The sequence below is a fragment of the Embleya sp. NPDC059237 genome, assembly GCF_042754105.1.
GTDB lineage: Bacteria > Actinomycetota > Actinomycetes > Streptomycetales > Streptomycetaceae > Embleya.
In genome coordinates this window covers 11,505-31,871 of sequence record NZ_JBHZAE010000019.1, presented here as the reverse complement: position 1 = coordinate 31,871, position 20,367 = coordinate 11,505, and the positions used below count along the sequence as shown (strand labels likewise).

General features: G+C 72.0%; 21 protein-coding genes. 14 read left to right on the top strand and 7 right to left on the bottom strand.

What is annotated here, in order from left to right:
* Positions 1–64: 64 nt before the first annotated feature.
* Together ACFXKZ_RS40990 and ACFXKZ_RS40985 are read left to right on the top strand one after the other, a co-directional pair.
* Positions 65–505, top strand: coding sequence for a helix-turn-helix transcriptional regulator (locus tag ACFXKZ_RS40990; RefSeq protein ID WP_380009333.1), 441 nt, complete (start codon positions 65–67; stop codon positions 503–505).
* Positions 506–515: 10 nt separating this feature from the next.
* On the top strand, positions 516–923 hold the full coding sequence (locus ACFXKZ_RS40985) for a VOC family protein (protein WP_380009330.1): 408 nt from the start codon (positions 516–518) through the stop codon (positions 921–923).
* Between the two features lie 23 nt (positions 924–946).
* On the opposite strand, the gene ACFXKZ_RS40980 is transcribed toward ACFXKZ_RS40985, so the two are convergent.
* The 3 genes from ACFXKZ_RS40980 to ACFXKZ_RS40970 form a co-directional block, all read right to left on the bottom strand.
* Positions 947–1,729, bottom strand: coding sequence for an SAM-dependent methyltransferase (locus ACFXKZ_RS40980; protein WP_380009327.1), 783 nt, complete (start codon positions 1,727–1,729; stop codon positions 947–949).
* A 204-nt stretch (positions 1,730–1,933) separates the two neighbouring features.
* On the bottom strand, positions 1,934–2,437 hold the full coding sequence (locus tag ACFXKZ_RS40975; RefSeq protein WP_380009324.1) for a PH domain-containing protein: 504 nt from the start codon (positions 2,435–2,437) through the stop codon (positions 1,934–1,936).
* Between the two features lie 106 nt (positions 2,438–2,543).
* A complete protein-coding gene (locus ACFXKZ_RS40970; protein WP_380009321.1) occupies positions 2,544–3,389 on the bottom strand; it encodes an SAM-dependent methyltransferase in 846 nt (281 codons plus the stop codon).
* Positions 3,390–3,412: 23 nt separating this feature from the next.
* Between ACFXKZ_RS40970 and ACFXKZ_RS40965 the strand changes: the two genes are divergently transcribed.
* The 6 genes from ACFXKZ_RS40965 to ACFXKZ_RS40940 all read left to right on the top strand — a co-directional run bounded on the left by ACFXKZ_RS40965 (position 3,413) and on the right by ACFXKZ_RS40940 (position 9,577).
* Positions 3,413–3,649, top strand: a complete 237-nt coding sequence (locus ACFXKZ_RS40965) for a hypothetical protein (protein ID WP_380009318.1) — start codon at positions 3,413–3,415, stop codon at positions 3,647–3,649.
* Positions 3,650–3,846: 197 nt separating this feature from the next.
* Positions 3,847–4,230, top strand: a complete 384-nt coding sequence (locus ACFXKZ_RS40960) for a hypothetical protein (protein ID WP_380009315.1) — start codon at positions 3,847–3,849, stop codon at positions 4,228–4,230.
* Between the two features lie 2,216 nt (positions 4,231–6,446).
* Positions 6,447–7,142, top strand: a complete 696-nt coding sequence (locus ACFXKZ_RS40955) for a response regulator transcription factor (RefSeq protein ID WP_380009312.1) — start codon at positions 6,447–6,449, stop codon at positions 7,140–7,142.
* A 14-nt stretch (positions 7,143–7,156) separates the two neighbouring features.
* Complete coding sequence (locus ACFXKZ_RS40950; RefSeq protein ID WP_380009309.1) at positions 7,157–8,737, top strand: sensor histidine kinase; 1,581 nt, start codon at positions 7,157–7,159, stop codon at positions 8,735–8,737.
* A 190-nt stretch (positions 8,738–8,927) separates the two neighbouring features.
* Complete coding sequence (locus ACFXKZ_RS40945) at positions 8,928–9,347, top strand: hypothetical protein (RefSeq protein WP_380009306.1); 420 nt, start codon at positions 8,928–8,930, stop codon at positions 9,345–9,347.
* The gene (locus ACFXKZ_RS40940) at positions 9,344–9,577 is read left to right on the top strand and encodes a hypothetical protein (RefSeq protein ID WP_380009303.1); all 234 of its coding nucleotides are present in this window, start codon (positions 9,344–9,346) and stop codon (positions 9,575–9,577) included. The genes ACFXKZ_RS40945 and ACFXKZ_RS40940 overlap by 4 nt, the downstream gene beginning before the upstream one ends.
* Positions 9,578–9,752: 175 nt before the next feature.
* Here the strand turns inward: ACFXKZ_RS40940 and ACFXKZ_RS40935 are convergent, their stop codons facing one another.
* Complete coding sequence (locus ACFXKZ_RS40935) at positions 9,753–10,469, bottom strand: GNAT family N-acetyltransferase (RefSeq protein WP_380009300.1); 717 nt, start codon at positions 10,467–10,469, stop codon at positions 9,753–9,755.
* Between the two features lie 194 nt (positions 10,470–10,663).
* Between ACFXKZ_RS40935 and ACFXKZ_RS40930 the strand changes: the two genes are divergently transcribed.
* The 3 genes from ACFXKZ_RS40930 to ACFXKZ_RS40920 all read left to right on the top strand — a co-directional run bounded on the left by ACFXKZ_RS40930 (position 10,664) and on the right by ACFXKZ_RS40920 (position 13,760).
* A complete protein-coding gene (locus ACFXKZ_RS40930; RefSeq protein WP_268812566.1) occupies positions 10,664–10,798 on the top strand; it encodes a hypothetical protein in 135 nt (44 codons plus the stop codon).
* 264 nt (positions 10,799–11,062) lie between these two features.
* Entirely contained in the window at positions 11,063–12,295 is a 1,233-nt protein-coding gene (locus tag ACFXKZ_RS40925; protein ID WP_380009297.1) for an LLM class flavin-dependent oxidoreductase, read from the top strand.
* Between the two features lie 61 nt (positions 12,296–12,356).
* A complete protein-coding gene (locus tag ACFXKZ_RS40920) occupies positions 12,357–13,760 on the top strand; it encodes an NtaA/DmoA family FMN-dependent monooxygenase (protein WP_380009294.1) in 1,404 nt (467 codons plus the stop codon).
* A gap of 65 nt (positions 13,761–13,825) precedes the next feature.
* Here the strand turns inward: ACFXKZ_RS40920 and ACFXKZ_RS40915 are convergent, their stop codons facing one another.
* The 3 genes from ACFXKZ_RS40915 to ACFXKZ_RS40905 form a co-directional block, all read right to left on the bottom strand.
* Positions 13,826–14,551: a class F sortase gene (locus ACFXKZ_RS40915; RefSeq protein ID WP_380009291.1), complete on the bottom strand. Its 726-nt coding sequence runs from the start codon at positions 14,549–14,551 to the stop codon at positions 13,826–13,828.
* Complete coding sequence (locus tag ACFXKZ_RS40910) at positions 14,544–15,311, bottom strand: hypothetical protein (RefSeq protein WP_380009288.1); 768 nt, start codon at positions 15,309–15,311, stop codon at positions 14,544–14,546. The genes ACFXKZ_RS40915 and ACFXKZ_RS40910 overlap by 8 nt, the downstream gene beginning before the upstream one ends.
* Before the next feature lie 238 nt (positions 15,312–15,549).
* On the bottom strand, positions 15,550–16,311 hold the full coding sequence (locus ACFXKZ_RS40905) for a G1 family glutamic endopeptidase (protein ID WP_380009285.1): 762 nt from the start codon (positions 16,309–16,311) through the stop codon (positions 15,550–15,552).
* Between the two features lie 720 nt (positions 16,312–17,031).
* Here ACFXKZ_RS40905 and ACFXKZ_RS40900 point away from each other — a divergent pair.
* The 3 genes from ACFXKZ_RS40900 to ACFXKZ_RS40890 are packed head-to-tail and all read left to right on the top strand — an operon-like array spanning position 17,032 to position 20,281.
* Positions 17,032–17,877: an alkaline phosphatase family protein gene (locus tag ACFXKZ_RS40900; RefSeq protein WP_380009282.1), complete on the top strand. Its 846-nt coding sequence runs from the start codon at positions 17,032–17,034 to the stop codon at positions 17,875–17,877.
* Positions 17,878–17,879: 2 nt separating this feature from the next.
* Positions 17,880–19,244 carry an MFS transporter gene (locus ACFXKZ_RS40895; RefSeq protein WP_380009279.1) on the top strand — a complete coding sequence of 455 codons (1,365 nt, stop codon included), beginning with the start codon at positions 17,880–17,882 and terminating at the stop codon, positions 19,242–19,244.
* Positions 19,241–20,281, top strand: a complete 1,041-nt coding sequence (locus ACFXKZ_RS40890) for a TolB-like translocation protein (RefSeq protein ID WP_380009276.1) — start codon at positions 19,241–19,243, stop codon at positions 20,279–20,281. Before ACFXKZ_RS40895 ends, ACFXKZ_RS40890 begins: the two co-directional genes overlap by 4 nt.
* Positions 20,282–20,367: the final 86 nt, after the last annotated feature.

Here is a 20,367-nt window from a genome sequence, read left to right as displayed (position 1 = left end):
CCGTTCACGGTCCCGTTCGCGCAGGTCGTCGGGTATGTCGGCAACCGGCGGTAGCGTGGGCGGCATGACTCCGGAAGAGCTGGCCGATCTGGCCCACCTGCGGCGTGCGCGGGACCTGATCGACCGGGACTACGCGCGACCGCTCGACGTGCCGACGATGGCCCGTCGGGCGCTCATGTCGCCGGCGCACTTCTCCCGGCGGTTCCGGGCCGCCTACGGCGAGACCCCGTACAGCTACCTCATGACCCGCCGGATAGAGCGGGCGATGGCGCTGCTGCGCGGCGGGATGACGGTGACCGAGGCGTGCATGGCCGTCGGCTGTACCTCGCTCGGCTCCTTCAGCTCACGGTTCACCGAGATCGTCGGCGAGACCCCGAGTGCCTACCGTGGCCGGGAACACCCGGCGGTGGCGGCCATGCCCGCGTGCGTGGCCAAGGTGCGGACCCGGCCGGCCCGGGGCGGCCCGAGCAGGATTCGAGAAGCGGGTCCCGACGACGCCGGCTAGCGTTGGGCGCATGAAGATCGCACTCCAGTACTGCCACATCACCGTCAACGACGTCGACGAGTCGCTCGGCTTCTACCGCGACGCGCTCGGCCTCGAACTGCGCAACGACGTCGCCTCCGGCGACTTCCGCTGGGTCACCCTCGGCAGCGCCACGCAGCCCGACCTCGAGATCGTGCTCTCCGAGCCGCACGCCGGCCGCTCCCAGGCCGACGGAGACGCCCTTCAGGAACTGCTCGTCAAGGGCATGCTGCCGATGACCGTCTTCAGCACCGACGACCTCGACGCGACCTTCGAGCGGGTCCGAGCGTCCGGAGCCGAGGTCCTGCAGGAGCCGATCGACCAGCCGTGGGGACCGCGCGACTCCGCGTTCCGCGACCCCTCGGGCAACATGGTCCGGATCCAGCAGGCCAAGGGGTAGCACCGCTCGCCTTCGCGGTCGGCTCAGCGCAGCCGGCCCACGCCCGCGAACATGTTGGTGTCCTCGACGCCGACCGGCTCCTCCCCCTCGACGGGGTGCCAGTGCTGCATCGGCACGACACCCGGCTCGACGAGATCGCACCGGTCGGCGAACAGGGCGGTCAACTCCTCCCGGGAGCGCAGATACATCGGCACGCCCCGGCGGTTGTACACCTCGGCCAGCGCGGTCGAGCCCTTGGCCAGGTCGGCCGTCGCGGCGGTGATGGCCAGGTAGCTGCCGGGGGCCAGCGGCGCGGTCAGCTTCTCGATCAGCCCGGCGGCGTCCTCGACGAACTGCAACATCGCGATGACCGTCACCGCGACCGGTTGGCTCAGGTCGAGGGTGTCGCACAACTCGGGGGTCGAGAACAGCGTGTCGGGCTTGCGCATGTCGGCCTCGACGTAGGAGGTGCGGCCCTCCGGGGCGCTGCTCAGCAGCGCGCGGGCGTGCACGAGCACGATGGGGTCGTTGTCGACGTACACCACCCGGGACTCCGGGGCGGTCTCCTGCACCACCTCGTGCAGGTTCGGCGAGGTGGGGATGCCGGTGCCGATGTCGAGGAACTGGCGGATGCCGGCCTCGGCGGTCAACCAGTGCGCCATGCGGCGCATCACGGCCCGGTTGACCCGCATGCTCGTCCACAGCCCCGGCCACACCTTGAGGGCTTCCTCGGCGGCCTCCCGGTCGGCGAGGTAGTTGTCCTTGCCGCCGAGCACGTAGTCGTACATCCGTGCCGAATGCGGCACCGTCGTATCCACCTGAACCATCCTCGGCCACTCCTGACTTCCGACTGGTAACGCGCTGGGGCCGGCAGGCACACGATCCTGCATCTCAGGAACGTATAAGCGAGTTTCGAATCCGACAACCGCGCCGGGGCGTTCGTCCGCTTTGCCGACCGCGTTCCTTTGTTCGGGCCTGTTCGGGCCTGTTCGGCGCCCCGGCCCGTCCGGCCCGGCCCCGCCCGGTGCCGGTCAGCGGTGGTGGGCCGCCGGGTGCGGGTCGAGGGCTTCGCGCCAGTAGCCGACCATGGCCGCGCAGGGGTCCGCCAGGCCGTCCGCCGCCACCCGGTCCTGGACGCCGGACAGATACACGGGGCGGCCGTGCCGGCGGCGGACCCGGATACGGCGGGTGAGGTAATTCGGGGCAATGGCCCGGATCGAGAGGTCGGTGACCTCTGCCCAGGGAACGAACCGGGTACGGAAGAGGCCGCGGTCGGTGATGCCCTCGGGAGTGAGCCGGGTGCGTGCCACCACGCCGCGCACCATGAGGGGCGGGACGAGTAGGAGCACCACCAGGCCCATCCAGATCGGGATGTACCAGCGGCTGACGTCACCGGCGACCGAGCGGCGCAGGAAGTGCGCCCACCCCGGGTCCACGGTCACCCACAGCGCCGCGGCGATCCCGACGCCGGCTGCGACGGCAGCGGCGATCCACTCCCGTCGCCGAGGGGTGATCCGGTATTCGAGCGTGTCCATTCGCCCAGGTTAGAGGCCTGAAGCGGCCCCGTCGGCGCGCTTTGACGGGTGCCTGAGAAGTCTTCCCACCTTCGGCAACGACGGGGTGTGCGACGTTGCCGGGATCTCAGGCGGCGCGGCGGCAGTGGAAGATGCCCCAGCTCATCCGGCCGCTGCGGCACGCGTCGACCCACAACGGCAGGTTCTCCTGGAGGGTGGCCAGGTAGGTCGGGTCGATCACGTCGCGGAGTTCGTCGGCGCGCCGGCGGGTTTCCTCGGTCAGGCGCAGGTAGTGGGTGAGCGCCTGCTCGCTGCGGTCGTCGAAGTCGATATGGGTCAGGCCCAGCGCGGCGATCTCGCGCAGGTAGAACGACGGCGTGGCGAACTCGGCCACCTCGAGCCGGGCCAGCACGGAGCGCAGCGCCTCGGGCGGGGTGCCGTCGGCGGCCATCAGGTCGGTGAAGACCAGGTCCCCCTCCGGGGCCAGCACACGAGCGGCCTCGGCCAGGAGTTGCCGCCGATCGCCGCTGTGGCAGAACGCCTCCTGCGACCACACCACGTCGAATTGCCCCGCCGGATACGGGATGTCCTGGAACGACCCGGTGACGACCTCGATCAGCCCGTCGAGACCGGCCTCGACGTTGGTGTCGCGATGCCGGGCGTTCTGCGTCGGACTGATGTTGAGCGCAACGACCCGACACCCGAACTGCCCGGCCAGGTAGCGAGCCGGCCCGCCGTACCCCGAGCCCAGGTCCAACACCGTATGCTCCGGCCCGAGCCGCCCGGCGACCCGATCCGCCGCGAGCTCGACGGCACGGCGTGATGCGACCGCCACGGATTCGTCGGCGCGGGCGTACACGCCGGTATGGATGTCCTCGCCGCCCCACACGGCCCGATAGAAACCGTCGACGTCACCCGTGCCGTAATACCGCCGCGCCGCCTCGGCAGCCGCGACCGCGCTCTCGTGACTCATCACCGCCACCTTCACCCTCCACTATGCGCCGCCACCGGGTCGCCCGACGGCAGATGCGCTCGGATGTACCGAATTCGACGTTAGTCGGCTTCATCACCGATGACCGGGATTCGGCAATCATCAGCTTTTTGGGGGTGGGCGGTCTCGGCGTGGTCGCCGATGGAAACGGAGACGGAAACGGAAACGGAAGCGGAGAGGGAGACGTGTCGTTCGCGCTGTCCGAGAAATCCGAAGTATTCGAGCCCAACACACCTATCTGAAGCGCGAATCGGACAGTGAAAGACCGCGCGTCGCTGCGTCAATCAAAGCCCGTGCGATTGCCGACGTGAAGCCCGGTTGTTCTCACGGGAGTTCGCGCTACGATCCAGCGATCGTGGCGATGAGCGGGGGAAACGTGGGGCGTTGCGCCTGGTGGCGAACGGTGGTGTCGCGGGCCGTGCGCGGCACCACACCGGCTGTGGCAGCCGTCGTGATGATCTCCTGCTCGGTGTCGGGGGCCGACTTCGACCGCCCGTGGCACGACACCACGCGCGACTACCTCCACGCGGTCGCCGCAGGCCGACCGGCCACGGCATTTCACGGCGCCTGCAACGGCGCGCGCGAGGAGGACACCCGCCGGGTGGTGGCGGGCGAGGGCGCCGACTTCACGTTCTCGTTCGTCAATTCCACCAGGGAGGACGACCTGGCCACGGTGAACGTCTCGATCACCGGCGCCGACCATTCGCCGTCGCCCTACTGGGTCGACCTGCGCCGAGAAAACGGCAAGTGGGTGGTCTGCCGCCTGGCCCCAGGCAACGTCGCCATCGACGCCGGCCTCCCAGGAGACGCCCCAATCGGCTGACCGAACCGAGGCCGGCGCGTTGCCGGTTGGGCTGCGGGTGGCCGGTGCGGGGCTCCGAGGCGGCGGCTTCCGGCGAGGCGGCCCCATTGCTGGGCGGAAACCCGGCCGGCAGCGGGGGCGGGGAGGTTGGTCGAGTCGGGTCCTCCGGGGCGCCTTCCCGAGTGGGTCGGGTGTTTCCGGCGGGCGTTGCGCCCTGGGTTGCGGGTGGCTGGTGCGGGGTTGCTCTGAGTCGGCGGTGGGCCGCCGCCGGCGTGCGGGGCTCCGAGACCCGGGCCGCCCGACGAGGCGGGCGTTTTGCTCGGCGGAAAACCGGCCGGCAACGGGGGCGGGGAGGGTGGTCGGGTCGGGTCCCCCGGGACGCCTTCCCGAGTGGGTCGCGCGTTCCCAGCGGGCGTTGCGCCTTGGGTTGCGCGGGCTGTGCGGGGCTTGGCTGAGTCGGTGGTGGGCCGCCGCCGGCGTGCGGGGCTCCGACACCCGAAGCCCCCAACGAGACGGCCGCGTTGCTCGGCGAAAAACCGGCGGGCAGCAGCGGCGGGGAAGGTGGTCGAGTCGGATTCTCCGAGGGGCCTTCCCGAGTGGGCCGGGTGTTTTCGCCGGGCGTTGCGCCTTCGGTGGCGTGGGCCGGCCCGGGGCTGGTCTGAGTCGGTTGTGGGCCGCCGCCGGCGTGCGGGGCTCCGAAACTGCGGTCTTTCGGCGAGAGGGGCGCGTTGCTTGGCGAAAAGCCGGCGGGCAGCGGGGGCGGGGAGGGTGGTTGGGTCGGGTCCTCCGGAGGGCCTTCCCGAGGGGGTCGGGGCGTTTCGGGGGCGTTTGGCGAGGGGTTGGAGTTCGAAACCGGATCTCGGCGGGTGGTCTTGAGCTTCCAGCTTCCGTGACCTGCGGTTTTGTGCGATCGGGGCGGAAAGTCAGGCGCCGAGTGCCGGTTTCGTGTGCTCCGACCTCCTCAACGCCGGAGCAGGGACCGAAACGGCTCCATCGGAGTCGGGCTTCGGGCGCTGCGACCTCACAAAGGCCGTCGAGGAGACCGAAAGTGCCCAGTGGGAGCCGAAACCGGATCCCGAGGCATCCGAAACAGTCGCCGCCCGCACTGACCTGCGGTTTTCTCGCGCACCGAGGCTCCGGATACTCCGCGTCATCCGGGTTCGTGAACCTTCGTAACCCACATGCCACCGCCTGCCGGAAACACCCGGCCCACTCGGGAAGGCGCCCTCGGCAGACTCGACCCGAGCAGCTCCCTCCCGCCACTGCCGGCCGGTTTTCGCCGGGCAACGCGCCTGCCTCACCCGGGAGCCCGGGTCTCGGAGCCCCGCACGCCGGCGGCGGCCCACCACCGACTCAGACCAGCCCCGGGCCGGCCCACGCCACCGAAGGCGCAACGCCCGGCGAAAACACCCGGCCCACTCGGGAAGGCCCCTCGGAGAATCCGACTCGACCACCTTCCCCGCCGCTGCTGCCCGCCGGTCTTTCGCCGAGCAACGCGGCTGTCTCGTTGGGGGCTTCGGGTGTCGGAGCCCCGCACGCCGGCGGCGGCCCACCACCGACTCAGCCAAGCCCCGCACAGCCCGCGCAACCCAAGGCGCAACGCCCGCTGGGAACGCCCGACCCACTCGGCAAGGTCCTCCGGATGAGGTGCCCTTACCGCCACCGCCACCCTGCCCGCCGCTGCAGGTCGGTTTTCGCCGAGCAATGCGGCCGTCTCGCCGGGACCCCCAGGTCTCGGAGCCCCGCACGCCGGCGGCGGCCCGCCTCCGACTCCGACCGGCCCCGCACCGGCCGGCCTGCACCACAAGCGCAACGCTCGCCGAAAGCGCTCGACCCCCTCGGGAAGTTGCCCCGGCGGAATCGACCCGACCATCTGCCCCGCCCCGCCCCGCCACGCTGTCGGCCGGTTTTCGCCGAGCAAGACGCCCATCTCGCCGGAAGCCGCCGTCCCGGAGCCCGGCACGCCGCCGCCGGCGTGCCACCACCGACTCGGACCAACCCCGCACCAGCCACCCGCCACCCCGAGCGCACCGCCCGCCCGGAACGTCCCGCCCCCTCGGCCAGGCCCCGGCGGGCTCGCGCTTCGCTCGACCCTCCGCCACCCCCGTCCCCGGAGCCGCGTGGGCGGGGGATACTCCCGGCGTAGAGTCCGACCAGCTTTGGGAGGGCCGGTGAGTTTGGGGTGATGGCGGGTGGTTGAGGGGGAGGGGGCCGTGGGGGCGGCTCGGGTGTTGGTTGTGGATGATGATCCTGCCATTCGGCGCGCCCTTGAGCGGGGGCTGCGGTTGGCCGGCTATCGGGTGCAGTTGGCCTCGGATGGGGCGGCGGCCCTGGCTGCGGTCGGGACCGGGGAGGGGGCCGGGGGGCAGGCGGCGCCGCAGGCGATCGTGTTGGACGTGGCCATGCCCGGGCTTACCGGGATCGAGGTGTGTGCCGCGTTGCGTGAGCGCGGGGTGGATACCCCGGTGCTGATGTTGTCCGCTCGGGACGAGACCGTCGATCGGATCACCGGGCTGGAATCGGGTGCGGACGACTACCTGGTCAAGCCCTTCGACCTGCGTGAACTCGAACTCAGGCTGCGTGCGCTGCTGCGCCGTCGACCGCCGGCCCCGGCCGGGGATCGGGTGCTGCGGGCGGGGCCGCTGACCCTGGACGGTGCCGCGTATCTGGCCACCTACGACGGTGAGCCGGTGAACCTGACCGCTCGCGAGTTCGCGGTGCTCGACGTGTTCGTGCGCAACGCCGGGCTGGTTCTGACTCGGGATCAGCTGCTGGCCCGGGTGTGGGGCTACGACTTCGAGGTGCGGACCGATGTGGTCGACACCTTCGTGAGCTACCTGCGTCGCAAGCTGGAGGCCGGTGGCAGGCCGCGCCTGTTGCACACCGTGCGCGGGGTGGGCTTCGTGCTCCGGGTGTCGGACGGCCGGCGGTGAAGGCGGCGGAAGCGGTGAACATAACGGGCGGGGTCACCCCGACCACCCCCGCTGGTGGGTCCACCGAGGCCGACCGCCGTCCCTCGGGCGCGCCCTCCCCGCCCCGGCGCCGGCAACTGTCGATGCGGTTGTCCACCCGGATCGCGCTTGCCGTCGGCGTCCTGGTGCCCCTCCTCGTGATCGCGGCCGGGAGTCTGGTCGTGCGGTGGGTCACCGCTGATGTGACTCACCGTCAGGACGTCACGTTGCGGCAGCGCGCCGACCGGCTTGCTCCGGATGCGCGGGCGCTGCTGCGTGCCGTCGAGAACGATCGGGAGAATGCCGTGCGGGCCCGGGAGACCAGGCTGTTCGACGGGGCGCTCGACGTCGGGGTTCGCGTCGAACTGCCCGGTGGGCCGGTCGCCGCCGGGCCGCAACCGCCGCCCGCGGTGGCGCTGCCGGAGAATCGGCGGTCCGGGCCGGTCACCGTGCGCTCCGGCGGCAAGGCGTGGCGCGTGATCACCCGGCCGCTGGGCGCTACGCGTTCCGGGGCGCCCGCGACGCTGCGGGTGTTCCAGCCGACGGCGGAGACCGAGGCCCGTACCGCGCTGCTGCGCCGCCGGGTGTTCGTGGTCGCGCTGTTCGCCGTACCGATCTCCGCCCTCGCCGGCCTGGTTGTCGCCGGTACGACCACTCGCTCGTTGCGGGCGCTGCGTCGACGGGCGGCGGCGATCGAACCGGACGACCGGGAGCGGCCCGACGTACACGTCCCATCGGGGGTGGCCGAAGTAGACGAACTCGGTCGCACCCTCGCGGACGTGCTCGGGCGCTACGACGTACAGACCGCGCGAACCCGGGACGCCCTGGATACGGCGCGCGCGTTCGCCGCGACCGTAGATCACGAACTGCGTGGGCCGCTCACCGGGATGCGTACCGACCTCGACGTGCTCGCGGCCTACCCCGACCTGGCGGCGCACGAGCGCGTCGAGGTATTGGCCGACCTGACCGCCGGCCACGAGCGGATCCTGTCCCTGCTCGCCTCGCTGCGCGCACTCGCCCAGGGCGACCTGGCCGACGCGCAACCCTTCGACCAGGTCGACCTGGTCGAACTCGCCCACGAGGCGGCCCACGACGCGCGGCTCCGGCAGCCCGGCGCGGAGGTCGAGGTGGTCGGCTCCGGCGAGGTCCGGGTCGACGGCCTGCGTCCGGGACTGCGCCTGGTCGTGGACAACCTGATCGGCAACGCACTCGTGCACGGGCGCGGCCCGCACGGGCCGACCCCGATCCGGGTCGCCGTCGAGGCGGTACCCGACGGTGCCCGGATCCGGGTGGACGACGCCGGCCCGGGGATTCCGATCGACCGCCGCGCGGCGGTGTTCGAGCGGTTCCGGCGCGGACCGGACAGCCCGGGAGCCGGTCTGGGACTGACCCTGGTCGCCCAGCAGGTCGAGCTGCACCGGGGCCGGGTCACGGTCAGCGACCCGCCCGAGGGCGTCGGTACGCGCGTCGAGGTCGTACTCCCGCTGCGGCACCCGGCGGCGGACGCGGCCGGCGACGACGGGATCCGGCACGACTGGCTGACCCGCGAACCGGGGGCGGTCGCCACCGCGAAGTGATCGTCGAAGCGGCCGGAGGAAGTGAGCCTCGAAGCGGCCCGGAGACCGGGGGATCGGGCGATTCCCCGGCCGAGTCCGGCTTCACAAGAACCGCACAGACGGCTCACAAGAACCCCACAGATCGGCGACCTACTCTCGCGGCACGCCACCCCGCAGCGGGGCGGTGAACCGTGAACTCGGGAGATCCACCATGTCTCGCCGTACCACCACTTCGCGCACCCGCGCGCCCCGGCGCCTCGCCACTCTGGGCGCCCTCGCCGCCCTGACCACCGTCGGCGCCCTGGTCTCGGCACCGGCCGCCCAGGCGGGCCCGATGCCGGCCGGCGACAAGCACAAGCCGGGCATCTGCAAGCGGGTTCCGACCATTGACACGCGCCTGACCAAGGCGATCGAGCGGCTCGGCGGCGACGCGACCGTCAAGGGATCCATCGCACACCTGCAGGCGCGCATCGCCGAGGCGGACAAGCTCAACCGCCCGGCCGTGAAGACCTACCTGAACGACAAGTTGACGACGCGTCAGCGTCTGTTGCCGGAACTCAAGCAGCGCAAGGCCGACCTGGCGAACGTCAAGACGTGGTGCGACACGCAGCCGTCCGCCGCGGGCAAGTGAGCAGCGTGCGCCGCCGGATCGGCGGACTCGTCGTGGCGGCGCTCGCCCTCGGTGTCACTCTGACCGGGTGCGGCGGCTCCGACGGCGGCGACAACGGGTCGAAACCGGCCGGCAGCCAGGTCACGCCCGCCGACGCGCCCTCGGACATGGCCTCGACGGTGGCCGAGGCGGAAAAAGCCGCCGACCGCGCCGACCAGGACGCCACGGCGGCAGAGGACCCGCCGGGCTGACGGCCCCGCCGAACCTCGCGGGCCCCGGACCCTACGGCCCTGGGACCTCACGGGCCTGGGCTCTCGCGGGCTCCGGGACCTCACGGCCCCACCGACCCACGACGATCGGTAGGTACACCCCGGCGGGTCGCACGCGCGGCCCGCCGGCCCCACGTCCACCCGGCGCCCCGCCTACCTACCGCGCATTCACTCCCGCAACAGGCTCGTCGGCCGGAACCCGTACCGCCAGGAAGGTCGGGGTGTGCCGCAGCCGGAACCCCAGCGACTCGTAGAGCCGTATCGCATTGGCATTCCCTGCCGAGGCATGCAGGAACGGAGTCTCGCCCCGACCCCGTATCCCGGCCACCAGCGCCAGGACCAACCGCGTCGCCAGCCCCCGCCCCCGGTGCGCGGGATCGGTGCACACCGCGCTGAGTTCGGTCCAGCCGGGCGGATGCAGGCGCTCCCCGGCCATCGCGATCAGCGCGCCCTCGTGGCGGACACCGAGATAGGTGCCCAGTTCGATCGTGCGGGGCAGGAACGGCCCGGGCTCGGTGCGGGCGACCAGGTCCGACATCTCCGGTACATCGGCGGCGGTGAGTCGGACCAGCGAGTCGTCGGGGATGCCCATCACGACGTCGCCCAGGAGCTGTACGCCCGCCAGCCGCATCACCACCTCCCAGTCCTCGGGCGGCCGCAGGGTCTCCCCATCGGCCAGTGGTACGACCACGCCGGGACCGGCCAGTGCGGCCAGATCCGCCCAATCCGCCGCGCCCGGATCGTCCGGCAGCGCCGCGAACGGCGATACGTCGACGGGATAACGCCGCACCCGACCCTTGCTCTCGGCAAGGCCGGCATGCGGTCCGGTCAGGGACGTGTAGACCGCGTTGTCCAACACCCGCAGATCGCTCACGCGGCACCGCCCGGCCATCGGGACTGAGACATGATTCGCAGGCTACGAGCATGATCCCGCTCCGTCAAAGGGTGTTCACGGTTCGAAACGACGCCCGATGCCGGCGTCGAGCGGGTCGATGGACAAGACCGGACATGCTGCGTTAGCGTCGCGACGTCGACCGATATCGGGGGAACGATCGCATGAGCGGGTGGATGAGTACGGCGAATCGCCGCGCCACGCCTGCCGCGTACCCCCGCACCGCCGCCGGCGCGATGTCGCCCCGGGCGCGGTTGACCCGGCGCCTGTTCATCGATCTGCGCCGCTCCGCCGGCTCCCTGTGTCACTGACCGGGTAGCACCCTCCACCCACCCGGGCCCACCCGGCTGCTCCACGAAACCGCCCGTTCCGTGCGCGACATCGCGTGCGCCAGGGCTCGTGGTCGGCCGATTCCGCGCATGAACTCCCGCCTGTAGCAGGCAACTTCGGCATGCCCCAGCGGGCTGTCCGGCGCCGCCGCGCGCCCGGGCCCAATCATGGCGCGCGTCTTCCCGGCCGGGACCCACCTTCACCACCGCCACCCGCCCTGCCCGTCGAAAGCGAGAACCGAACCCATGTCATCCGTACCGAACCCCGCGACCCCCCTCCACCTGGCCGTGGCCCTCGACGGCGCCGGTTGGCATCCGGCCGCCTGGCGCGAACCCGAGGCCCGCGCCGACGAGTTGTTCACCGCCCGCTACTGGACCGACCTGGTCGCGGAGGCGGAGGCCGGGCTGCTCGACTTCGTCACCATCGAGGACGCGCTCGGCCTCCAGTCCACCGCGTACGACCGCATCGACGACCGGACCGACCAGGTGCGCGGTCGACTGGACGCGGTGTTGATCGCCGCCCGCGTCGCGCCGTCGACCCGGCACATCGGGCTGGTCCCGACGGCGACCGTCACGCACACCGAGCCGTTCCACGTCTCGAAGGCGATCGCCACCCTCGACTATGTGAGTCTGGGCCGGGCCGGCTGGCGGGCACAGGTCTCCCGGCCGGTGGACAACGCCCACTTCGGGCGGCGCGAACAACCGGCGTTCACCTTCGCGGACCTCGGGCAGCCCGAGGCGGTGGCCGCGGTCGCGGAAACCTTCGCCGAGGCGCGGGACTTCATCGAGGTGGTGCGCCGACTGTGGGACAGCTGGGAGGACGACGCGGAGATCCGCGACGCGGCGACCGGCCGCTTCATCGATCGCGACAAGCTGCACTACATCGACTTCGTCGGGCCGAGGTTCCGGGTCCGCGGCCCGTCGATCGTGCCGCGCCCGCCGCAGGGGCAGCCGCTGGTCACCGTGCTGGCCCACGACACGGTGCCCTACCGGCTCGGCGCCGACGCGGCCGACGTCGTGTACGTAACCCCGCGCGACCACGACCACGCGCGGGCCATCGTCACCGAGATCCGAGCCGAACAGCGGGTCGCGGGACGGGAGTCGGAGACCGTACACGTCTTCGGCGACGTGGTCGTCGTCCTCGACGAGAGCACCGCGGCGGCGCGCGAGCGCAAGGCACGTCTCGACGACCTCGACGGCGCGGAGTACCAGAGCGACGCGTTCGTATTCACCGGCAACGCCGCCGAGTTGGCGGACCTGCTCCAGGACTGGCAGCGCGCCGGGCTGACCGGATACCGCCTGCGCCCGGCCGCGCTGCCCCACGATCTGCGGGCGATCACCCAGGAGTTGGTGCCCGAACTGCAGCGCCGCGGCGTCTTCCGTACCTCCTACGACGCGGGTTCCCTGCGCTCCCGCCTCGGCCTGCCGCGGCCCGCGAACCGCTACGCCGCGCCCGCGCCGGCCGCCGCCGCGTCGTGACTCCGGCGCACCCCACCGTCTCGCCACCCGCCCCGCCACTTGTACGAAGGAACCCATCCCGATGAGCAAGCCGCACAAGCAGATCATCCTCGGCGCCTACCTGGGCGGGGTGAACCACCACACCCTGTGGTCCGATCCCGGGGCCGGCAGCCAGATCGACTTCGCCTCCTTCCGGCACCTGGCGCAGACCGCCGAGCGCGGCCGGTTCGACTTCTTCTTCCTCGCCGAGGGCCTGGCGCTGCGCGAACGCCTCGGCCTGATCTTCGACCAGGACATCGTCGGCCGCCCGGACACCCTGCCGGTGCTCGCCGCGCTCGCCGCCGTCACCGAACACCTGGGCCTGATCGGCACGATCAACGCCACCTTCAACGAACCCTACGAGCTGGCCCGCCAGTTGAGTTCGCTCGACCACCTGTCCGGCGGCCGGGCCGGGTGGAACGTGGTCACCTCGTTCGACGCCTTCACCGGCGCCAACTTCCGCCGTGGCGGCTTCCTGCACCGGGACGACCGCTACACCCGGGCCGGCGAGTTCCTGGCCGCGGCCCGCGAACTGTGGGACTCGTGGGGGGCGGACGCGGTGGCCGCCGACCGGGAGGCGGGGGTGTTCCTGCGCGACGCCAAGGCCGGTGAATTCGCCTTTGCGGGCAAGCAGTTCGACATCTCCGGCCGGTTCACCACGCCGCGCGGCCCGCAGGGCAGGCCGGTGATCCTCCAGGCCGGCGTCTCGCCGCAGGGTCGCGACTTCGCCGCCGGCGGGGCCGACGCGATCTTCTCCCCGTACCATCGCCTCGACGAGGCCCAGGAGTTCTACCGGGACATCCGGGCCCGGGCCGTCCGGCTCGGCCGGCCCGCCGACGCGGTCAAACTGCTGCCGCACGCGTCCTTCGTACTGGGAGAGAGCGAGGCCGACGCGATCGAACGCCACCGCGACATCACCCGGCGGCAGATCGGCGGACGTACCGCGCAGATCCTCCTGGAGACGGTCTGGAACCGCGACCTGTCCGGCTACGACCCCGACGGGCCGCTGCCGGACGTGGATCCCGACCCCGAGGGCCCACCGGTGGTCCGCGGTCGGGCCCGGATCGCCGAGGACGCGCACCGCAGGGTGGCCGAATGGCGTCAACTGGCGGAGGCCAACTCGTACTCGCTGCGCGACCTGGCGATCCACGTCTTCGGCCGCACCGAGTTCGTCGGCACTCCCGAGCAGGTCGCCGACCGGATCGACACGTTCGTCCAGCAGGACGGCTCCGACGGGTTCATCCTCGGTTCGCACCTGACCCCCACCGGCCTCGACGAGTTCGTCGACAAGGTCGTGCCGCTGCTCCAGGAACGTGGTTCGCTGCGCACCGACTACACCGGTACGACGCTGCGCGACAACCTCGGCCTGCCGTACCCGGACGCACAACCGGAGGCACAACCGCACGCGCTCTCGGACACCCGACCGGACGCGACCCGGGTGGCCTGAGCCACCACATGCCCATGCCCGGTCGTCGCGGACGACGACCGGGCATGGGCACGCGCGAGGGTGGGTCAGCGCGAGCCCGTCAGGTGCGCGAACAGGATGGTGTTGTCCTGGTAGCCGCCCTTGTCGGCGTCGTACTCGCCGCCGCAGGTGATCACCCGCAACTCGGCGCGGTTCAGGTCGCCGTACACCCGCTGGGTCGGGAAGTCGGTCTTGGTGAAGCGCTCCACCGCGTCGACGGTGAAGATCGCGGTGCTCTGGTCGGCTCGGCGGATCTCGACGGTGGCACCCGGACGCAGGGTGCCGACCTCGTAGAAGACGGCGGGGCCGGCGGCCGAGTCGAGGTGGCCGACCAGTACGGCCGGGCCGAGTTCGCCGGGAGTAGGTCCCTGGTCGTACCAGCCGGCGTGGCGCTCGTTGTCGGCGGGCGGCACCTGCACGGCACCGTCGGCGTCGAGGTCGACCGAGGTCAAGGGGGCGTGCACGCCGATCTCCGCGATGTCGATCGTGACCGGCTCGGAACGGGCCAGGACCGGGCCCTCCGGCGGTGCCGGCGCCGCCGCGGGGCCGGCTGGATCGGCGGGACGGGCGGGATCGGCGGCATCGGCCGGTGCGCCGGCGGCCGGGGAAGGGGCCGCCGTGGCAACGGCCTTGGGCGCGGCCGTGGCCGTCGCGGGCGGGCGACGGTTCTGGTAGCCGATCACGCCGAGCACGACACCGCACACCACCGCCGCGACGGCCACCACCAGCAGGAGGCGGTGGCCGGCGCGACGAAGGAAGGACGTGTCAGCCACGCAGGCTGCCCCGACGCAGCGCGAACGCACCGGCGCCCGCACCCGCGACGGCCAGCGCGCCGCCCAGGGCGAGCAGACCGGCGTCGGACTCGGTGGTCCCGCCCGAGCCACCGGCGACGGCGCCGACCGGCATGGTCTTCGTCTGCGTCCCGTGCTGGGCCGCCGGCTTGGCGATGTGGTGCGGCGTGGTCTTGTCGTTCTTGTGGTGCACGTGCTTGGGCTGCTCGTGCTTGGGGTGTTCGGGCTTGTGGTTGTGCACGATGTTCGTCGTGTGGTTGTTGTTGATGTTCACCGTGTTGTTGGTCGTTTCATTGACCGTCACGTTCGACGTGTTCACGGTGTTGTTCGTGACGTTGTTGATCACGATCGGCCCGGGGCTCGGCTTGTGATCGGGCTTGTGGTCCGGCTTGCCGGCGGGCCGGTGATCCGGCTTGTGGTCGGGCTTTTCGGCCGGCTTCCCGGACGGCTTGTGGTCCGGCTTCTCGGTGGGCTTCTCGGTGGGCTTGTGGTCGGGCTTGTCGGACGGCTTGTGGTCCGGCTTCCCGCTCTCGCAGTCGTGCGTGGGCCGGGGGCAGCGACCCACGCCGTCGGCGCTCCGCGCCGCCTGGTCCTCGTCGGACCCAACACTGGTGCCGGTCGCCGGCGCCTTGAGGGTCTTGCTCTGCGGGCCGAGACCTTCGGCTGCGGCGGCCGTGCCGCCCAGGGCTACGGCCAACAGGCCGGCGGCTACCGTGCTGCTAAGGACACGAGTGGTACGCATCAGCGTTGTTCTCTCCTTCGCGGCCGGCGCGTGATCGGTGATCCGATGGGGAACGCGGCGGCGCATCGGAGGGTTGCCTCCGGTTTATGCGAATATCACTCTTTGTAGCTTTTTTGACACATATGGGCGATCGTGGCGATGGTCGGCGGTGCCTTTATCACGGCCGCCGCCGACCACCCGCGACCGGCGGCCCGCCGACTGCCGGGCCGGCGACCCGCCGACTCCCGTCGGACCGACGTCAGTAGTGCTTCCAGGTATCGGTGAACGCGTCGCCGGAGGCCGACAACGGGCCGGGAGTCGCGTCCGTGACACCGTTCTGCACCATGGTGACCGGCCCGGCCGATGCGGCGGCGAGCGTACGGCCGTCGATCGTGGCGTTGGTGAAGGTAACGCTGCCGAAGTCGGCCAGTGGGGTGCGCGCGCCGTTGCGGCTCGGCGCCTCCGCGATCACCTCCGCGCTGCCGTTGGTGGCGCCCCGGTAGCGCGCGAGCGTCTTGGTCTCGGTCCAGCCGAGCGTCGAATTGGTCAGCTTGGTGGTGTAGTTGTCCGAACCCGGGTTGTACACCACCGAGGCGGTCATGGTGTCGCCCGGTCGGACCGGATCGCGGAACACCGACTCCGGGTCCGGGTAGTTCTCCCACCAGGCGAAGTAGCGCGGCGTGCCGCCGACCCGGTTGCACTCGGCCTGGGTGCCGGTCTGCTCGACGGTTTTGCTTCCCCTGCCGTCCAGGCCGACCCAGATCGACACCGCCCCGGTATGGGCACAGGTGATCGACGGCTGGACCCATGAGGCGGAGACCGAGTGGTAGGTGGATCCGGAGGCGGCGTAGCCGGACCAGTTGCCGGAGGTGCCACCGGCGACCGAGCGGGCCCCGGCCGGGGTGTCGGCAGCCGACGACGCGGCGGCCGCGGCGGGTGCCGCGCCGATCAACGGCGCACACAGCAGCAGCGCGACGCAGCCGCCGTAGGACCGAAAGGGCGTTCGGGCACGTGGGATCACGATGACTCCCGAGGAGTGATGGGGGAGGGTGGACGCCCCCGAAGGTCCCGTCGAGGCGAGCCGGACCGACGGGGGCGGTGCCCGGGGACCCGGATGGACGAGCGGGCCGCCGTGGCGATCCAGAGGTTGGCGCGTTTCGGCGGGGTCGGTCAACGGTCCTTCGAGGTCCCGCCGTCCACTGGCGACGACGGCCCTCGACCGGCAACGGCGAACACCCGCGACACCCGCTCCGACCTGCGCCGAAGCGTCCCGACCGGCCGAACCCGGCGGCCAATTCCGTGGATTCGCCAGTGGACGGACCGGCAATCGGCCAGGGGCGTGCGTCCACTGGCGAATCCAGGGAATTGGCCCCGCCCGACGAGCGATCGGGGGACGCACGGGGAGCGCTCGACGGGCCCCCGACCCGCTCCCGACGAGCACCCGGCGACCCCGAGCCCCCGGCCCCCGCTCCCGCGCCGTCCACAGATTTGCCGGGCCGTCGACAGAAAGCCGGCCGACGCCCGGCGACGCGTTGACGTGTGCTCCGTCGGTGCGGGACCTTCGTCGGCACCACGCCCCGGCCGACCGACCCCGTGTCGCGAGCCGGGCGGGTTCCCCACTCACTCATCGGAGACAGGCATGCCTTTCGCATTCGCCGAGGCTCGTTCCCGTACCCGCGCCCGAGACCGGTCCGGCTCCCGCGACCGGACGCCCCGCCCCCGCTCCCGGTTCCGCTCCCGCGTGTCCCTCCCGCTCGCCGCCACCGCCGCCGGCGGCCTCGCGCTGGCCACCCTGTCCGGGGCCGGCCCCGCCTCGGCCGCGACCACCCCGGCACCGGACCACATCGTCGTGGTGATGATGGAGAACCACGCCTACGGGCAGATCATCGGCAGCGGCAGCGCCCCGTTCATCAACTCGCTGGCCAACGGCGGCGCCCTGCTCAAGGCGTCGTACGGGATCACCCACCCCAGCCAGCCGAACTACTTCGCCGTCTTCTCCGGCAGCACCCAGGGAATCACCGGCGACTCCTGCTACCAGGTCGGCTTCTCGCACGCGGCCAACCTGGCCTCCGAGGTGATCGCCGCCGGCAAGACCTGGGGCAGCTACAGCGAATCGTTGCCCAGCGAGGGCTCGACCACGTGCAGCAGCGGCAAGTACGCCCGCAAGCACGTGCCCTGGTTCGGCTTCGACAACGTGCCCACCTCCAGTGCGCACACCTTCGGCCAGTTCCCCGGCGACTACGCCAAACTGCCGAACGTCTCCTTCGTGATCCCGAACCTGTGCAGCGACATGCACGACTGCGGGGTGTCCACCGGCGACAACTGGCTGAAGAAGAACCTGGGCGGCTATGCCGATTGGGCCAGGACGCACAACAGCGTGCTGGTGGTCACCTACGACGAGGACGACAAGCACAGCGGCAACCACATCCCGACCGTGCTCTACGGCCAACCGGTCAAGGCCGGCAGCTCCACCTCCACCTCCTACAACCACTACGACGTCCTGCACACGATCGAGGACCTGGCCGGTACGGGCGCGCACGCGGGCAAGTCCGCCTCCGCGCAGTACATCAGCGGCATCTGGAACTGATCGTGTACCTCGCGGACAGCCGTCGCTCCCCGGCGTCCGACGCCGCCCCGGTCCGCCGACCGGGGCGGCTCCGGGGCGTCGCCGGCACCGTGCTGGTCCTGGGGATCGTCAGTCTCCTCACCGACGTCTCCTCGGAGATGGTCACCGCGGTGCTGCCGCTCTACCTCGTCACCACGGTGGGCCTGTCGCCGCTCGGCTTCGGCGTCCTGGACGCGGTCTACAACGGCTCGGCGGCGCTGATGCGGCTGCTCGGGGGGTTTCTCGGCGACCGCGGCGGCGGCCGGTACAAGGTGGTGGCGGTGATCGGCTACGCCCTGTCGGCGCTGTGCAAACCGGTGCTCGCGTGCGTACACACCCTGACCCTGCTCGGCGCGGTACTGGCGGTGGACCGCACCGGCAAGGGGCTGCGCACCGCGCCGCGCGACGCGCTGATCTCGGCGGCCACGTCGCCTGAGCGGCGGGGACGCGCGTTCGGGGTGCATCGGGCGATGGACACCGTCGGCGCGCTCGCCGGTCCGGTGCTGGCGTACCTGATCCTGCGCGTCGCCGTCGACGGGTATCACGCGGTGTTCGTGGTGAGTTCGTGCGTGGCGGCGTTCGGCGTACTGGTGCTCGTGTTGTTCGTGCCGCGCGATCCGCGGCCGGCTTCCGCGGACGTGGGTGCAAGCGAGGTCGGAACAGGGCCCCCGCAGGCGACGTCCGGCCCGGACGGGGTGCGGGCGCTGCCGGCCCGACGGCGGCTGCGTCGGCTCACCGTGTGCGCCGCGCTGCTCGGACTGGCCACCGTCGGTGACTCGTTCGTGTATCTGCTGCTGCAACACCGGTATCGACTGTCCGCCGAGTGGTTCCCGCTGTTACCGATCGGCACCGCCGCCGTGTTCCTGCTCCTGGCCGCCCCGTTGGGCGCGGTCGCCGATCGTATCGGCCGGTGGCGGATGTTCCTGCTCGGACACCTGGCGCTGCTCGGGGCGTACGTGTTGCTGCTGCGTTCCGGGGCGGACGGCGGATGGTTCGCCGGTGCGGCGCCGGTCGTGGTGCTCGCGCTGCACGGGCTGTACTACGCGGCCACCGACGGGGTGTTGCCGGCCGCCGCCGCGAGTGCGGCGCCGGCGGGGAACTGCGGCGCGAGCCTGGCCCTGGTTGGCACCGGGCAGGCGATCGGGCGCTTCGTGTGCTCCCTGACCCTGGGCGCGCTGTGGACCCGCTGGGGTGATCGGGCCGCGTTGTCCCTGATGGCGGCGGCGCTGGTGGGGGCCCTGGTCGTGGCGTGCCACGTGCTGCGGGGGGCCGAACCGCCGGCCGCGCAGGGGACTTGCCCGCCCGTCGCCGCGTCCCCTACCCGCCCGACCGACGAGGAGCCCGGATGACCGTCGACCGAACGACCGCCGCCCGCCGCCTGGTCGTACTGCTCGTCGCCTTCGTGGTGTTGGCCGCGGCCGGCACGTGGGCGGTCCTGGACGCCGCCGAACGTGCGGGTCGGCGCGATCGGGAACAGCCGGGCGGGCCCGCGGTGCACCCGGGTCCGCTCGCGCTGGGCCCGGCGGCGGGCGGCCCGCGGTTGCTCTTCCGCAGCATGGCCTGGGGGCCGCACCGGGACGAGATCGCGGGCGTACCCGCCGATCGACCGGACGGGCCGCGCACCGTGTCCGGCCTCAAGTGCCTGCGTTTCCACGCCGCTTCGGGCACCGGGATCTGCCTGCGGGCCGAGCACGGGCCGCTCGTGGACACCTACCGGGCGGTGATCCTGGACGCCGACCTGCACGAGAGGCGCAGCTTCCCGGCCGCCGGAATCCCGACCCGGGCCCGGGTCTCGCCCTCCGGCCGGATGGTCGCCTGGACGGTGTTCGTCAGTGGAGACAGTTACGCGGGTGCCGAGTTCTCCACCTGGACCACGATCGTGGACACGCACACGTGGACCGTCCAGGAGAACCTGGAAAGCTTCGCGGTGACCAGGAACGGTCGTCCCTACCGGGCACCCGACCTCAACATCTGGGGCGTCACCTTCGCCGACGACAACCGGTTCTACGCGACGGTGGCCACCGACGGACACACCTGGCTGGCCGCCGGCGACGTCGCCGCGCACACCCTCACCACGCTGCACCAGAACGTCGAATGCCCCTCCCTGTCGCCCGACGGCACCCGGATCGCCTACAAGAAGCGCGCCCCCGAGGCGCCCGACGACGCACCCTGGCGGTTGTACGTGCTCGACCTGCGCACGATGACCGAGAGCGCCACCGCCGAACGACGCAACGTCGACGACCAGGCGTTGTGGATCGACGCCGCCACCCTGCTGTACGCCCTGCCCGGCGACTACGGCGCCGACCTGTGGACCGTCCCGGCCGACGGCACCGGCGCGCCCCGGATGCTCGCCGCGAGCGCGCTCGCCCCGGCCCTGGTGGGATGACCGGAAGGCGCGCCGGCACCGGCGCCCGGCGACGACCTCCCGCGTGGATCACCGCGAGCACCGTATGTATCTGCTTGGCTACTGTG